Source organism: Exiguobacterium sp. ERU653, assembly GCF_018617775.1.
Classification (GTDB): domain Bacteria; phylum Bacillota; class Bacilli; order Exiguobacteriales; family Exiguobacteriaceae; genus Exiguobacterium; species Exiguobacterium marinum.
Map to the genome: position 1 here is coordinate 34,052 of NZ_JACSKV010000002.1, position 15,763 is coordinate 49,814.

Annotated in this window: 14 protein-coding genes, 1 riboswitch and 1 other annotated feature (1 of these 16 only partly in view); of the genes, 9 read left to right on the forward strand and 5 right to left on the reverse strand. The window is 46.3% G+C overall.

Annotated elements, in window-relative coordinates:
* Positions 1-188, reverse strand: a binding site (T-box leader); it reaches 24 nt to the left of the window's first position.
* Between the two features lie 154 nt (positions 189-342).
* Both KNO95_RS10175 and KNO95_RS10180 read left to right on the forward strand, forming a co-directional pair.
* Positions 343-2,022, forward strand: a complete 1,680-nt coding sequence (locus KNO95_RS10175) for a GGDEF domain-containing protein (RefSeq protein WP_026824504.1) — start codon at positions 343-345, stop codon at positions 2,020-2,022.
* Positions 2,023-2,120: 98 nt separating this feature from the next.
* Positions 2,121-2,216: riboswitch (SAM riboswitch) on the forward strand.
* A 67-nt stretch (positions 2,217-2,283) separates the two neighbouring features.
* Positions 2,284-3,567 carry a Na+/H+ antiporter NhaC family protein gene (locus tag KNO95_RS10180; RefSeq protein ID WP_026824505.1) on the forward strand — a complete coding sequence of 428 codons (1,284 nt, stop codon included), beginning with the start codon at positions 2,284-2,286 and terminating at the stop codon, positions 3,565-3,567.
* A 17-nt stretch (positions 3,568-3,584) separates the two neighbouring features.
* Here the strand turns inward: KNO95_RS10180 and KNO95_RS10185 are convergent, their stop codons facing one another.
* Entirely contained in the window at positions 3,585-4,229 is a 645-nt protein-coding gene (locus tag KNO95_RS10185) for a TVP38/TMEM64 family protein (protein WP_214703727.1), read from the reverse strand.
* A gap of 225 nt (positions 4,230-4,454) precedes the next feature.
* On the opposite strand from KNO95_RS10185, the gene trhO reads away from it, so the two are divergent.
* The 4 genes from trhO to ald all read left to right on the forward strand — a co-directional run bounded on the left by trhO (position 4,455) and on the right by ald (position 8,516).
* A complete protein-coding gene (gene trhO, locus KNO95_RS10190; RefSeq protein ID WP_026824507.1) occupies positions 4,455-5,396 on the forward strand; it encodes an oxygen-dependent tRNA uridine(34) hydroxylase TrhO in 942 nt (313 codons plus the stop codon).
* 117 nt (positions 5,397-5,513) lie between these two features.
* Complete coding sequence (locus KNO95_RS10195) at positions 5,514-5,939, forward strand: divergent PAP2 family protein (protein ID WP_026824508.1); 426 nt, start codon at positions 5,514-5,516, stop codon at positions 5,937-5,939.
* 90 nt (positions 5,940-6,029) lie between these two features.
* A complete protein-coding gene (locus KNO95_RS10200; protein WP_214703726.1) occupies positions 6,030-7,253 on the forward strand; it encodes a PucR family transcriptional regulator in 1,224 nt (407 codons plus the stop codon).
* Between the two features lie 132 nt (positions 7,254-7,385).
* Complete coding sequence (gene ald / locus KNO95_RS10205) at positions 7,386-8,516, forward strand: alanine dehydrogenase (RefSeq protein WP_026824510.1); 1,131 nt, start codon at positions 7,386-7,388, stop codon at positions 8,514-8,516.
* An 88-nt stretch (positions 8,517-8,604) separates the two neighbouring features.
* On the opposite strand, the gene murB is transcribed toward ald, so the two are convergent.
* On the reverse strand, positions 8,605-9,525 hold the full coding sequence (murB, locus tag KNO95_RS10210; protein ID WP_214879056.1) for a UDP-N-acetylmuramate dehydrogenase: 921 nt from the start codon (positions 9,523-9,525) through the stop codon (positions 8,605-8,607).
* Positions 9,526-9,679: 154 nt separating this feature from the next.
* Positions 9,680-10,330, reverse strand: coding sequence for a diacylglycerol/polyprenol kinase family protein (locus tag KNO95_RS10215; protein ID WP_026824512.1), 651 nt, complete (start codon positions 10,328-10,330; stop codon positions 9,680-9,682).
* Positions 10,331-10,481: 151 nt separating this feature from the next.
* Here KNO95_RS10215 and KNO95_RS10220 point away from each other — a divergent pair, with 151 nt between their 5' ends.
* Positions 10,482-11,105 (forward strand): DUF1836 domain-containing protein, encoded by a 624-nt coding sequence (locus tag KNO95_RS10220; RefSeq protein ID WP_026824513.1) that lies wholly within the window; start codon positions 10,482-10,484, stop codon positions 11,103-11,105.
* Positions 11,106-11,166: 61 nt separating this feature from the next.
* Here KNO95_RS10220 and KNO95_RS10225 read toward each other — a convergent pair whose 3' ends face one another.
* Both KNO95_RS10225 and KNO95_RS10230 read right to left on the reverse strand, forming a co-directional pair.
* Positions 11,167-11,649: an LURP-one-related family protein gene (locus KNO95_RS10225; protein ID WP_026824514.1), complete on the reverse strand. Its 483-nt coding sequence runs from the start codon at positions 11,647-11,649 to the stop codon at positions 11,167-11,169.
* Positions 11,650-11,866: 217 nt separating this feature from the next.
* Complete coding sequence (locus KNO95_RS10230; RefSeq protein WP_026824515.1) at positions 11,867-12,361, reverse strand: restriction endonuclease; 495 nt, start codon at positions 12,359-12,361, stop codon at positions 11,867-11,869.
* 127 nt (positions 12,362-12,488) lie between these two features.
* Here KNO95_RS10230 and KNO95_RS10235 point away from each other — a divergent pair, with 127 nt between their 5' ends.
* Positions 12,489-14,663 carry a PAS domain-containing sensor histidine kinase gene (locus tag KNO95_RS10235; RefSeq protein WP_051545917.1) on the forward strand — a complete coding sequence of 725 codons (2,175 nt, stop codon included), beginning with the start codon at positions 12,489-12,491 and terminating at the stop codon, positions 14,661-14,663.
* On the forward strand, positions 14,660-15,730 hold the full coding sequence (locus tag KNO95_RS10240) for an SDR family oxidoreductase (RefSeq protein ID WP_214703722.1): 1,071 nt from the start codon (positions 14,660-14,662) through the stop codon (positions 15,728-15,730). The genes KNO95_RS10235 and KNO95_RS10240 overlap by 4 nt, the downstream gene beginning before the upstream one ends.
* The last annotated feature ends 33 nt before the right edge of the window (positions 15,731-15,763 follow it).

Sequence of the window (15,763 nt, forward strand, 5' to 3'; positions counted from 1 at the left end):
ACCACTCTTCTTGCCTGCATGATGCAGACCGCTTTATGGTGATAACGGTTCCCTCCGGCTACGCCTACTCTCATTTCGGATAGCATCTCAAAAGTGCGTTTCGCGACGTTTGTCAGCCCGGGCTCTCACCAATCCCCGAATCGCTTTGTTGACCAAATCGTCGTTACTCTCTTTTTCATCGACATTCGTCTATGCGGTTGAAAAGCAACTTCATTATAGAGGATATTCCCTGTATACTCAATGCTAGAATTCAATCATGATAGAAGAGAAGCAGGACTCTCACGAAATCCTGACGAATCTTTACTATTATATCTTGAAATTTCCCAAGCTAGGAGGGAACATATGAACCACTTTCGCAAGATGTCCGTGCTCGGCTGGAGTATATGGAGCGTTTTATTCCTCTTCACCATCGGATTATTTGCATTGGATATCCTGCACGCCCCGACCATCGATCCGTTGTCGTTTATTTTAATCTCATTACTCGTCATCATTTTTCAACTCGACTCAATCGAAGTCAAAGGTGTGTACTTCACTTTTTCTGAGAGTATCGTCTTAATCTTATTTTTATTTTTTGGATTTGAAACGGCACTCATCGTCAACCAAATCGGATTGTTTATTTTTCAATTTGCCAATCTGAAACCAAAAGTCGCCATCCGTCGATTCCGTTTCACTTATCCTTGGAACGCCATTACAGCTTATTTAGAAATTGTTATTCCGGCAGCTGTCTATCTCGCCATTGGTGGCGAGACCGGACTTGACTTTTATTCACAGGAATCTTTTGTTCCACTCGCCGGACTGTTTCTTGCAATTTTCTTAAACACCGTGTTCCAAAAATATCAGGTGAAATGGTGGTTCCGTGTCGACATCGCCTTGAGCGACTTTATGAAGATTGCATTTTATACGTACGTCGTCAGTTTGATCTTCATTTTAGCGGCGGCGTTGTTCCGAGAGACCAATCTACTTGTCGTCAGTAGCATCGCGGCTGCATTAACATTTTTTATTAAGCGGCTCCTCATTCAAAAAGAGCGGCAAGATGCATTCAAATCGTTGATCGAACAATACGATGAAGCAAAAGAAGCCGTCTCCTTGTCACAGAGTGAGGCGCAAGCCATCGAAGTTTTTTTAAGTCAGTGTGAACAATTGAATCACTACGATGAAGGATATGTCGAGTTCAGATTGTTCGATCGTATACTCTACTTTGATTTGAAGACACGTCAACCAATCGATCGACCAGTCGTATACGCACTACTCGACATCAGTCAACCGAATGACCCCGTCCTCGACTATGAGATGCGATTTGAATGGGATGCCTCACTTTCCGATGCTTTCCATAATGACTATCATAGCTTCGTCTCTGTCCGCTCGGAAGAAATAGAAGGAATTCGTACATGGATTGTCATGACCGGCGAGCCGGTTTATGGATATCCAAAAATCATTCAGCAGGAAATCATCAAACTCTTAAAGTCGTTCAATCGGACCATCAGTCGGTGTCATGAACGAGACCGTCTCTATACCGAGAGCCGGACGGATAGTTTGACGCTTCTCGCAAATGCACGCGCATTTTATGAATATGGGATTCAACAAATATCCGATATCTCGATGTATCCGATTTCGGTCGCCATGCTCGATATTGATTTCTTCAAAAAAATCAATGATACGTATGGACATCAAGTCGGTGACCACGTGTTACAAGAATTCGGGCGACGAATTCGACAAGTACTTCGTACAGATGATTTTGCCGCACGATATGGCGGGGAAGAATTCATTTTACTCCTCAACCAGTGTGATATGACCCAAGCGATTGAAGTCGCAGAGCGCATTCGTCACCAAATCGAAGCAAAACCATTTTGTGTCGACCAACACGAAATTTCTGTGACCACGTCGATTGGAGTCGATACGATTGAAGCGTTTGGAAATAAGCGTCTAGATGATACGATTCGAAACGCAGACCGCGCGCTGTATGTCGGTGGGAAATATGCAGGACGTAACCGCGTGGCACACTTCAACAATTTAACGACGTAAACTCCCCTTTCTCACATCGAATTGGGGAGTTTTTAAGTTGACAACTAGATTCGAAACAGGTACGTTAAGGAACGTGTTTGATAATGGAATAGACTAACTTTTTATCGAGAGAGACGGAGGGACTGGCCCTGTGAAGTCTCGGCAGCGGGGAACCTGTGCCAAATCCAGCGGGCGTATTGCTCGAAAGATGAAAAGGGTATTTCGCACGAAGGACCTTTTTCTCAGAAAAGGGTCCTTTTTATTTTTAATGAGGTGATTATTTTGGAACAACCAACAGCAAACAAATGGGCACTCTTGCCGTTGCTCGTCTTCTTACTCTTCTTCATCGGAGCGGGTGTCTATTACGGGGACTTTTATAAGTTTCCAGTCCTCGTTGCGGCCATCATCGCCTTGATGGTTGCAGCATTCATGACAAAAGGAAATGCTACCCAAACCGTCGAGCGCATCGCTCAAGGAGCCGGCAATCCGGGAATCATCATTATGATTTTTATCTTCTTACTGGCCGGCGCATTTTCAACCGTCGCTGAATCAATCGGCGCCATCGATGCAACGGTCAACGCTGCGTTGACTCTCTTACCACCATCGCTTCTTTTGAGCGGGCTCTTCGTCATTGCCGCCTTCATCTCCATGGCGATGGGAACGTCGACCGGGACGATTGCTGCACTTGCACCAATCGCACTCGGTATACATGAAGAGAGTGGTGTCAACGTCGCCATCGCTGCGGCAGCGGTCGTCGGGGGTGCGATGTTCGGGGATAACCTCTCGTTTATCTCAGATACGACCATCGCTGCTGTGCGGACACAACGGACGAATATGCGTGATAAGTTCCGAACGAACTTCTGGATTGTGTTACCGGCCGCAATCATCACAACCATTTTACTCGCCGTCTTATCGAACGGTGAATCGACTGTCGATGTCGCTGCATTTGAGTGGTATAAACTGATTCCGTATCTCGCGGTGATCGGACTAGCGTTAACAGGACTGAACGTCATTCTCGTTTTGTTAGGTGGGATTACGCTCACGGGTATCATTGGTCTACTTGACGGAAGCTTATCTGTGACAGCGTTTGTGACAGCCATTGCGGACGGGATGATCGGCATGGCCGAAATCTCGTTCTTGACGTTACTCATGGGCGGACTTGTCGGACTCATTTCACATAACGGCGGTCTCGCATATTTACGTGATGCCTTGACGTCACGCATCCAAAAACGGGCCGGTGCTGAATGGAGTATCGCCGGTCTTGTCAGTGCGACAAACGTGGCGACGGCGAACAACACGATTTCCATTCTCGTAGCCGGACCGCTTGCAGCGAACATTGCAGACGAATATGACATCGAACGGAAAAAGTCTGCTAGCGTGCTCGACATCTTCTCGTGCGGCGTACAAGGGATTCTCCCATACGGAGCACAACTCCTCATTGCCGCAGAGTTGACGGAGACGGCATCGCCTGACCTCGTCCCGTTCATGTTCTATCCGTTCCTCCTCTTTATTTGCGGAGGGATTGCCATTGCTTTCAACTTCCCGCGCTTTAAAAAACAGTCATAAGCGAAAACACCCCTTTCTCAAAGGGGTGTTTGTCGTTTGGTCACCATCTCTTGTTTCAATTGCTCGTTCCGTTTCTTGAACGCCCGTCGCTTGAGCACTTCCTCAAGCCCTCGACTGATGGCCCATAGTATGACTAAGAGCAGACCGAGCATCGACAAGCGAAACGGGCTTTGAATAAATTCTTCCCACTGGTCTCCGATGACAGAGAAAATGACGACGACGAGCAGTTTACCAAATCCCGCTGCTAATATGAACGTACGGAGCTTCATTTGGATGAGCGCCAGTAAATAGGTAATCAAACTGACCGGGATGAACGGGAGTGAATATAAGAACCCGAGCGAAATCGGGCTCATGTGATTAATTCGTTCTAACCAATATATCGCCGTCTTATGCTTCTCAAGCCATCGTGTCATCGGTTTTCGGAAGATGTACCGGACGGCCGCGAAGACGACAATCGTTCCGAGAAGACTCCCGATCCACGACAAGAGAACACCTAACAAAAAGCCATATGTCGCCGCATTCGCAGAAATGATTAAGACGAGTGGCAGAAAAGGGAAGATTGCTTCTAAAAATGGAGCACCAAGACCAGCCCAAGGACCACCAGGCAAACTCTGAAGCCACTCAATCAATTGGATAATGTACTGTTGGAGAGAAGTGAGCATAGTCGTTCCACCTTCAACTTTCGTTACTACTCTATTACCCGAATTCGATTTAGAAGACGCATCTCCCTGCATTCATCAAAAAAAATTAAAAACCATTTGCGAAAATCCGTCGTGATATTTATCATATAATAATGGACTTGTGGTTGCAGGCAAGTCTATTCGTCGAACGACACAACCCAACGTTCGTTTTCCTGCAAAAAACTGAACACAGGGGAGCAACATAACATGGAAACAAAACCAATGCGGGTCTTGCTGTACTATAAGTACGTCAATATCGAAGACCCAGAAACACTCACGCAAGAACATTTGAAGTATTGTAAAGATCTCGGTATCAAAGGGCGTATCCTGATTTCTTCTGAAGGAATCAACGGAACGTGCTCCGGTACATGGGAACAAACCGAGCAATACATGAATGATTTGAAAGCAAGCCCACTCTTCAGCGATATTGAGTTTAAAATCGATGAAGTCGAAGAGCATGCCTTCAAGAAAATTTTTGTTCGTCACAAGAAAGAGCTCGTGACGTGGCGCTTTGATGGTGAGTTTGATGTGCCGAAACAACACGGAGCATACCTAGAACCAGCAGAATGGAAAGAGATGATGAACCGTGATGATGTCGTCATCCTCGATGTTCGTAACAACTACGAGTACGAACTTGGTCGCTTTAAAAATGCGATCAAAATTGATGTAGAGGCTTCACGTTACATGCCGGAATGGCTTGAAGAGAACAAGGACCTCTACGAAGGGAAAACTCTTCTCACATACTGTACCGGCGGCGTCCGTTGCGAGAAATTTACAGCATATATGCGTGACCAAGGTCACGATAACATTTTCCACTTAAAAGGTGGTGTCGCGATGTATGGAAAAGACGAAGCGACAAAAGGAGAGAACTGGGACGGTGAGCTTTATGTCTTCGATGAGCGCATCAACGTCCCTGTCAACTCGGTGAACCCATCTGTCGTCTCACATTGCATGCATTGCGGGACAGAAACGGTTCGTTACGTTAATTGTGCCAACCCGGAGTGCAACGTTCAACATTTCTGTTGTGAAGAGTGTGAACCGAAACAAATGCGTTCATGCTCAAAAGAGTGTCAAGAACACCCACGCAACCGTTATATCATCGACAATATTGCAGAGAAACTTCAGGAAACTGAAGGAGTAGTCGGGTAACAAAAATCGACCAAAAGGTGTCACGGATGACTCATCCGCGGCACCTTTTTTGACGAAATCTTAACGTATAATCTGAGACGCTTTCGGGTATAGTGAAGGTACTATGTCAGACAGGAAGTGAATACTTGCATGTTTAACGAACCTTTACTCGCTGCGATTCTTGCTTGGTTTATCGCCCAAGCGGCCAAACTCGTAACTGAACTCATTAAAACACGGGATTTTGAAATTGAAATCATGTTCGCTTCAGGCGGCATGCCGAGTTCACACTCATCTACTGTCGTTGCTCTCGCTACGGCAATCGGTCGTGCAGAAGGGATTGACTCGAGTATGTTCGCACTCGCCGTCGTCTTTGCGACAATCGTCATGTATGATGCTACCGGAGTTCGCCAGGCGGTCGGGTTTCAAGCTCGTCTCTTGAATGACTACTTTAAGGGGATCAAACATGAAACCCCGCTCTTGAATGAGCTTGTCGGACATACGCCGTTCCAAGTCATCATTGGGGCTTTACTCGGCCTTGTCGTTGGATTGTTTTTTCCCATTTAATCGTTAAAGGTATGTCATTTCTCACACTCTCGATTCTTTTTGTGAAGTTTCACAAAGAAGACGGTATACTCAGAGTGAGGAGGAATCGATATGCCTTTTTTGCAGAAATCATATGAATCACTCGATACACTCGCCGAAGCGATTGGCCAAGCGATTCGAGCACCTATTACGATTGAAAATCGCTATCACCAATTACTCGCCTATAGTACCCATCCCGACTCGACCGACCCGGCCAGAATCGCGACCATTATCGGTCGTCGCGTACCTGAAGCCGTGATCGAAGATTTATGGGAGAGTGGTATTTTAAGAGAAGTCACCGTCCAAGATGAACCCGTTGTCATCCCAGCGCGGCTCTCCATCGGTCTCGGGGAACGCGCGGCAATCGTCATCAAACAACATGATGAAGTACTCGGCTATATTTGGAGTTTAGCCCGCACAAATCCGTTCACCAATCAAGAGTTGGCAATTCTACAAGAAGGAGCGACAATCGCCAAGAAACTACTCATGACAATTGCGATGCACGAACGTCGTATCAGTGCCGAGCTTGAACGTTTTTTATTAGATGTCCTTGCTTCTTCGTCGCTCTCCGATTCTAATCGCGAAAGATTGAATGAACTCGCACCTATCGCGGTCGCGAGTCGTCTAACAATCATCGAATGTACCCAACCGATCACCCCTCAACTCGCTGAGCGTCTTCATTATGTGCTCGCAACTCAAGAGGCAATCGAAGTCGTTTTACATGCCATCGATGGTCAGCAGTTACTCGTCTGGCACTATATGAAGTCTGAACTGTCCGATGAAGAGACGGAATTATTAGCTTGGGCGGAACGGTTCGAACAGTTACTTCAAGACAAATTTATCGAATCCGAACCACGACTCGGAATCAGTCGACGCTTTTTTGAGAGTGACATGTTATACGACGCAGCCGAGGAAGCAAGACGCGTCACGACATTGCGTCGCAAGTTCCCTCTCGAACTCTCGACTTCCCGTGCTTTCGAACAGATTGGAATTTATCAACTTGTCCCAGAGCTCGCACGGCGCATCGGGCTCCGACTTGAAACCCATCCGACCATCGAACGGTTGCAACATTACGATTCGTCCCATCAGACCGAACTCGTGACGACACTCGAATGGTATTTTTATTTCGAAGGCAATGTTAAGCGAGTCGCATCCCACCTACACATCCATCCGAATACCGTCCTATACCGGATTCGACGCATCGAAGAGTTGACGAATATCACTCAAGTGTCATTACCGGAACGAGCTATGATTTATTTGGCCATCAAAGCTGGTCAATATCGATTAGAAGACTAGACGTTCGCTTTGTGTTTTTTCACAAAGCGAACGTCTTCGTTTTTAGAATCCATGATAAAGACAGCGCTTTCAATTGGATTTATACTAGGGGTGTGAACAATTTGTGTCAACGGAATGAAAGGGGAATGTTCCATGAAAATCGGGGTATTAAAAGAAATTAAAAACAACGAAAATCGGGTGGCATTAACACCGATGGGTTCATTTATGCTAACAGAGCTTGGTCATGACGTAGTCGTCGAAACGAACGCCGGACTCGGTAGTGGATTCACGAATATGGAGTATATCGATGCAGGTGCAACAATCGTCGAAACAGCGAAAGAAGTATGGGAAGGCGTCGAACTCGCACTTAAAGTAAAAGAGCCACAGCCGTCGGAATATCAATATTTCCGTTCTGATTTGACGCTCTTCACGTATTTACACCTCGCGGCGGAGCCAGAGTTAACGAAAGCGCTCGTCGATTCAGGTATAACAGCAATTGCGTATGAGACAGTAGAGGTCGATCGGACGTTACCACTTCTCACACCAATGAGTGAAGTGGCAGGTCGGATGGCTGCCCAAATCGGAGCACAAATCCTTGAAAAACCTCACGGTGGGAAAGGAATTTTAATGTCAGGATTACCAGGCGTGCCTCGTGCGAATGTTACCGTCATCGGGGGCGGTGTCGTCGGAACGAACGCGGCCCGCATCGCAATCGGTCTCGGCGCAAGCGTTACGCTGATGGACATTAGCCCTGCTCGTCTTCGTCAAATCGATGACTTGTTTGGAAATACCATCAACACGTTAATCTCAAATAAATATAATATCGCCAAACGAGTGGCCGAGAGTGACCTCGTCATCGGGGCTGTCCTCATTCCAGGAGCGAAAGCACCTAAGCTTGTCACAGAAGAAATGGTACAACGAATGTCACCAGGCTCTGTCATCGTAGACGTCGCGATCGACCAAGGAGGCATTTGTGAGACAATCGACCACATCACCACGCATGATGCACCGACGTATGAACGTTATGGTGTACAGCATTATGCCGTTGCTAACATGCCGGGAGCAGTACCACGCACATCAACAATGGGTCTGACGAACGCGACGATGCCATATATCATTGAATGTGCACAAAAAGGCGTATTCCAAGCACTTCTTGAAAATGGTTCACTTCTCAAAGGCTTAAACGTCATCAAAGGGACTGTCACATATGAAGCGGTCGCTCGTGATCTGGAATATCCGTTCGTTCCTGCTCATGAAGCGGTCGCAAAACAAACACAAGCATAAATCTAAGGCAACGAGATGCCCGTTCTCGTTGCTTTTTTGTTATAAATGAAAGAAGGAATCGAACGAAGTCGTCCGATTCCTTCTTTCATTATGCATTCTCAACGGTGATGTCTTCCCCGATAATTTTCACTTCCGGTTCTAACTCCACTTCGAACTTTTCTTTGACGGTCGTTTGGACGTGACGAATGAGCGAGATGTACTCTGTCGCTGTCGCCTCGTCAATATTGACGATAAATCCGGCGTGCTTGAGCGATACTTCTGCTCCTCCGATTCGCTTACCCTGTAGACCTGATTCCTGAATCAACTTGCCGGCAAAATAGCCAGGTGGGCGTTTAAATACACTTCCGCATGAAGGATACTCCAGCGGTTGCTTCGATTCACGTTTATATGTCAAATCGTCCATCACTTCTTTGATCACTTCGTAGTTCTTCGGTTCGAGTTCGAACGTCGCTTCTAATACGATCAATCCCTCTTTAGATACACGACTCGTCCGGTAATCAAGTTCCAGTTCGTTTTTTGACAAATGAAGTACTTGGCCTTCCGGTGTCAATACCGTCGCAGACGTAATGACGTCTTTCGTCTCTCCTCCGTATGCACCAGCATTCATATAGACCGCACCACCGACCGTTCCAGGAATACCACAAGCAAACTCAAGACCAGACAAGCTCTCTGCAAGCGCTTGACGAGAAACATCGATAATCGCTGCTCCAGCTTGTGCAATCATTTGATCGCCATCACGACGAATCGTGTTTAATTCATTCAAATTTAAAACGATTCCGCGGATTCCCCCATCCCGCACAATCAAGTTTGAACCGAACCCAAGAACCATAAATGGCATCGCTTCCTGATGGGCTAGTTCTAAAACGGCCTGTACTTCTTCGTACGTATGTGGTGCTACGAAGTAATCTGCCTTTCCACCTAGTTTTGTATACGTGTGCGCCGACAATGGCTCGTCTTTAAGGACGCGCTCGGTCGGAATGATACTTTGAAGTTGCTGTAAAAAGCTCATGCGTTCACTCAATCCTTTACGTTCTATTTAATCAGTGTTCGGTCCCATTTCATTCATCCCGAGCACGTCCCTGAATGGTTTCAGTACGAAACACAGTATACAAATGATTACCGGGCGTGACAAGCAACGTTTTTCTTACAAATTAGCAATTAGTTTATAACAATAGTGATGTGGCCATAGCAACTACAATGGGGATTGTAAAGTTATCCCAATCTCGATACGATATCGCTTCTGTCAGCGTTGCAATGATGGAAATAATAAACCCATAAGTTACCACTTGCCACATCACGATATCATTCCACAAAAACAATAAAAATAAGACCGCATATGAACTAAGGAACATCGCGACACTTCCTTGGAAGGAACGCTTTTGGCCGTATAAGTCATAAGTGATTGTGCCGTATTTCCGTCCGATGAGTGCAGCCATCCCGTCTCCCCATGCGAGAACGAGTGAACCGGCTAAAAAAGCAATCGGCTCTGACTCAAAGAAAAAATAGAGGATAACGAGTAACGCGATTGGATAATAAACTGTCCCGAGCGACTTTCTTTCCGTTTGATGTACCGGCGATGGACTTTTGTATAACAAGATCGCGTTCGCAAAGGTAAAAAAGATAAGCGGGACTGCCGCAACGTACCATGACTCTAATAACCAAATCGCTAAAAGAGACCAGTGCCCGACTGCGATATGTACACTTTTTCGAATTGTTTCATCTGTCCATCCAAGACGTTTCCCAACTTGTTCGAGTCCTACGAGAAATACGAGGACGACCACGATCGAAAGAATTGAACTAATCCATTCATTCATTGCTTGACCACCTTTATGTACAGAGTGTATATGATACCGTCATTATACCTTAATCGGTGCCCATCCTAGCTTACTTTTCAAACATTTGGTAGAATGAGGTCAAATGACTGTATAGCCAACGTACGATGTTGGCGATAGAAAGGGTGGCCGTATGCGCGACGCAACTTCAATTCAAACTTTGGCAGATTGCCTTCATTTTATGCAGGTCGGAGAAATCGAGCGAGCCATCGCCCTCTTCCCCGAGGACGTACGTGAGCACTTTCCAAAAGAGCTTCGAAAAATCCACTTGTTTCATATTGAAAAGAACGGCTTATCAATCAACCAAATCGTCGCACTTGCGAACGCATTGACCGGAGAACATCTCTCTGCGACGACAATTCAAAACTGGACGAAGCGTGAAGTCCGGAAAATCATCGGTGTCCCACGAATCGGTAAAAAGTATTCCTTGCATCAAGCGGCAATCATTTATCTCCTTGATGACTTGAAACACCTTTTTTCACTGGAAGAGACGAGTTCCTTGTTGGCGCTCATCTTCAACAACCCTGACCGGGACGAAGACGACTTCATCACCCCGATTGATTTCTATCGTCTGTATGCGGAATATGCGAAGTCCACAAGCCCGATCGATCTTCTCGATACGCGGGCAAAACGTTCACTTGAAAAGACGAAATATACCCATCCGAATATCGTCCACGTTTTGAAGCTCTGTCTGTACGCACATCGGGTGACGACACTCGAACTCGAGGCGAAGCACTATTTAAACCGCTTCATTTGATGAAGCGGTTTTGTCGTGGCATCAAAAAAGCACCGGTCCCCTCGACCGGTGCTCGTCATTTTTATGAGACAGATACTGCAAGCGGCATCCGCGATTTAACCGTTAACGTCTTTAAAACAGAAAGAAGTTCGAACATGGATAGTTGGTCTGCTTCTTTCGTTAGGCAGAACGTATCATTTTCTTGTTTCCGTAGTTCGGCGACAAGCTTACCTGCTTTGTCTCGGACACTGAACTTATGACGTTCCACATCGTATTGAATCGTGAAGAGTCCGCGTTCATAGACATTGTACTCACACTTTTTCCCGAATAACGAGAACTTATCTTTCAATTGACCGATCGCCTGCCCGTCATGGTTCATCACGACCCATTTTTGGCAGTTCGGAATATACTTCCCGTGAGCGATCTGTCGTCCAGACAAATTGTGTACTTGGACGCTGCCTTCCGCGTCGCGGTGAACAGATCCGATCGCATCATTTGTCTCATCATAAATGGTCGCCTCACCTTGCGTAAAGACACAACCTTTTACATAAATTAATTTGCGCACCGCTTTTTCCTCCTAGCACGTTCCAACCGTGTTTTTTTTATGTGTACGGTCGGGTATTTCTTAAAACCCCAATCGTTTCTCTGTGTAGTTTTTATCTCGTTTCAACTACTACATATTTCATATGACGAAGATGATTATTGCATCGTTTAACGAAAAAGACAACCCCTTTTTTTCGACATTATTCCGGATTCTGTCGAACTTGTGAACAGGCCTATTCTTATCGCTTATATCCCGCTTCTTTTAAGAGTTCTTCAAGTTCCATTCTTGCAATCAAACGAACTTGATTTGGTGACGCTAATTCATACGCACCGTCCGTATAAGTCGAGTTCGTCACGACCCATCCTTCATGAGCTTGATAGTACGGGACTGCCGCCGCAATTTGTTGAACCGCTTCAAGTCCGACCACCTTTTCATATCGTTTCGCTTGTATCGCGATCGTCCATCCATCAGGTGTCTTCAGTAACAAGTCAGCTCCAAAGTCTCGGGATGCAGGTGTCACGGTGACCGTGTAACCGAGTGCTGTGAACACTTCTTCTAAAAATAGTTCAAACTCTCGACCGTCCATGCGATCGATTCGATCAATCGTCGACAACCGAATCTTCCAAACAAACCACCCGATTCCAAGCAGGAGAAGCAAAATACTGCTCCAAAGTGGTGCCTCGAACCACCATAAACTAATGGCACCGATGATACTAATGAGTAATCCAATCATCCCCATCTTTCCTTTCTGAGTCTTCTCTCTCACTTTACCGTTTCGAGGGCAGGAAATGAAAGGGGGATATGTCGAATGATATAAAAGATATGCTCGTCTGACACCGACGAAGGAGGGATGATCGTTCATGGAGAATCACGCCAATCTCCAAAGTAAGTTACTACATGCACTACCTTATGGGGTTGCTTTAATACAGAAAGATGGAACAATCGTCCAAGCAAACCGCCCATTTCTAGAGCAATTTCCAGAGAATCTGCAGACTCGTGCTAACCTTTTCCATATGGTCAACCAGTCGCCGATTACGATGGAATTGTCTCGTCGCATGGAACAAGGGCTTCCTTGGATGTATGAACTACCGACGATGCGTGTGCACGCTAACCCTTGGGAAGATAATTACATCCTCTCCATCGAACCCCTCCCTCACGATACACGCGTGACGATTCAGCATAACGCCTTTGAGGCAATGATGCACACAGAGCTCGATATGGCGATGATTATGACGGATGCGAATCTGTTAATCACTCGATTTAATCAAGGGGCAACAGAACTGTTCGGCTATGCACCCCATGAAGTGCTCTATGAAATGACTCCGTTCGCTCTATTTGAATCGAGAGAGTTGAGCGAAAAGCGCTCCGCGTATCAGGACGAAATGGAACAGCTGCTTTCTTTTGAACAAATGCTGCGCCTTGCTCTCGACAAAGGAGACCGGGAGTGGAAGTTTCAATGTAAGGACCGGACACATTTCATCGGAAAACTATTCATGCATCCGGTGTACGAGCAAGAGCAACTCATCGGCTTTTTTTTCTTTGTATTCGATGTGAGCCCGGAGATTGAATTAAAACGAGAGCTGCGTTATAAAGAACAACGCTATCGTATGTTTGCCGAATCCGTCATCGAAGCCGTCCTGTTTCATGAGGATGGGATGATTCTCGATGCGAACAAGGCAGCTGAATCTATATTCAAAATCCCTGCCGAACAGATGGTCGGCCGCCAAACCATCGAGTTCATCGCAGAAGGATACCGGGCTGACGTACTGAGACGCATTCGGAACCATATTCAAACCCCTTATGAAGTGATTGGACGGCGAGAAGATGGGACATTCTTAGAAATGGAAGTATATCCGAAAGAAGTGACGTATCAAGGTCAAACGTTACGGGTAGCCGTCATGCGTGACATCAGTGACCGTAAAAAAGTAGAGCGTATGCTCGAACGTGAAAAAAATGCAATCGCCCGTCAACGGGATGTCATTCAATCCATTTTGCAAGCGTCGAATGAAGCATTCGTCTTAACCGAATCGAACGGGAGTGTCTTGTTCATGAACGTCCACGCGCGACGACTCATGGATTTACCTGGAATCGCTCCGAATAAAATTCAAGAACGTATCCCGCTCCTCTCTACGTTCCGTCCACGTGATCGAAGCGAAATGTTACGCAAGATGGACCAACTTCTCGACGGAACGGCTCAAGAGGTGTCGATGCGCTTCTCCATCCCACAGCCGAGCGACCGGGATGAAGAATATTACGAGATGTACGGGACAATTATGGATACGAAGCGGCAATTCGGTATGGATAGTGGCTTCTTATTCGTGTTCCGGAACCGGACTGAAGAAGAACGAATGGATCAGATTAAAAATGAATTAGTGAGTACGGTCTCACATGAACTCAGAACACCACTCTCCTCGTTGTCAGGGTACATCGAATTGATGCTCGCACGTGATTTGACACCTGAAAAACGAGAACGGTTCTTGAAGACGATGGCGAAGGAGGCCAAACGGCTGACTGCTTTACTAAACGATTTTTTGGACATTCAACGCATGGAGGATGGGCATCAGGAATATAAACAAGATCATTTTTCTTTGAATAAACTCGTCTTAGAAGTGATTGAACGCTTCCGTGAAACGAATGACCACGCTATCCATTTCGACAATGCCGATAATGACATGCTGTTGATTGCTGACCGAAACCGGATTGAACAGGTACTTGTCAACTTGATTTCAAATGCCATCAAGTATTCGCCGAACGAACAAGAAATCGAAGTACGAATCCGACAAGACCACAACCAGGCTCATGTATCCATTCGGGACTTCGGAATCGGTATTCCTGAGCACGCTTTCGAGAAATTATTTACAAAGTTCTACCGGGTCGACAATTCGGATACACGTAAAATCGGCGGGACCGGTCTCGGTCTTTCCATTTGTAAAGAAATTATCGAATCACACGGCGGAAGCATTGAAGTAGAATCGAGTATCGGAAAAGGATCAACTTTTACATTCACATTAGACTTAGCGGAGGAAACGTCATGAACAATTATGCCTTTACCGGATTCCCTGGATTTTTAGCAGGAAAATTAATTGAACACCTCGCTTCGTTACCTCACCAAATCGGAACGATCTATGCGCTACACCTTCCGAACCAACAGCGTGAAGCGGAAGAACTACGGGATACGTTGCTGTCCATGACATCCCTCGAGCCTCGTCAGCTCGTCTTAGTGGAGGCGGATATCACGTTGCCTGAAGTGATTCTTGATCCGATTATGCGGTCCGTCATCGAGCGAGACGTGCATTACGTCTTTCACCTTGCTGCTGCCTACGACCTAAGCATTCCTTATGATACCGGTTATCGTGTCAATATCCTCGGAACGAAACATGTAACGGCGTTCGCCAAGCGCTCGAAACAATTAAAGCGTTACGTATACTTCAGTACAGCCTATATCGCTGGACATCGTCGGGGAACGGTCTATGAAAACGAGTTATGGCATCGGGCACAGTTTAAAAATCATTATGAAGCGACTAAATACGAAGCAGAAGCGCTCGTCTCACGTGAGATGGGAATCATGCCAATCACCATCATTCGGCCTGGTATCGTGATTGGCCATAGTCGAACAGGAGAAACGAAAAAGTTTGACGGTGTCTATTTCGTACTGAAGTTGATGGCTCAACTCCAGCAGATGCGACCATTGCCTTATATCGGTCGAGCAAACGTCGAGGTGAATCTCGTTCCTTATGATTACGTAGTGGAAGCGACCGCCTTCTTGGCACACTCGCCAGAAGGAATGAAACGAACGTTCCATCTGACAGACCCCTTCCCACACGGGGCGCGAGAAGTGTATCGTATGTTGCATGAGACGATGTTCCAACGTCCGCCTCGAGGAACGGTCCCTCACGCTGTTGCGGACGTCGCATTCACGACCTGGAAGAATGCCGCACAACTCGATGTCCCTCATGAACTATTGGAGTACTTCAAGCATCCCGTTCATTTTGACACGACACAAACGATCCGTGCGCTCGACGGGACCGGCATCGTCTGTCCAGATTTACAAGATTATCTACCGGAGATCGTCCGTTATTTCATGACACACAAAAAGCCCTGAGGTGTCAGGGCTTCAACTATGACTGGAACCAAA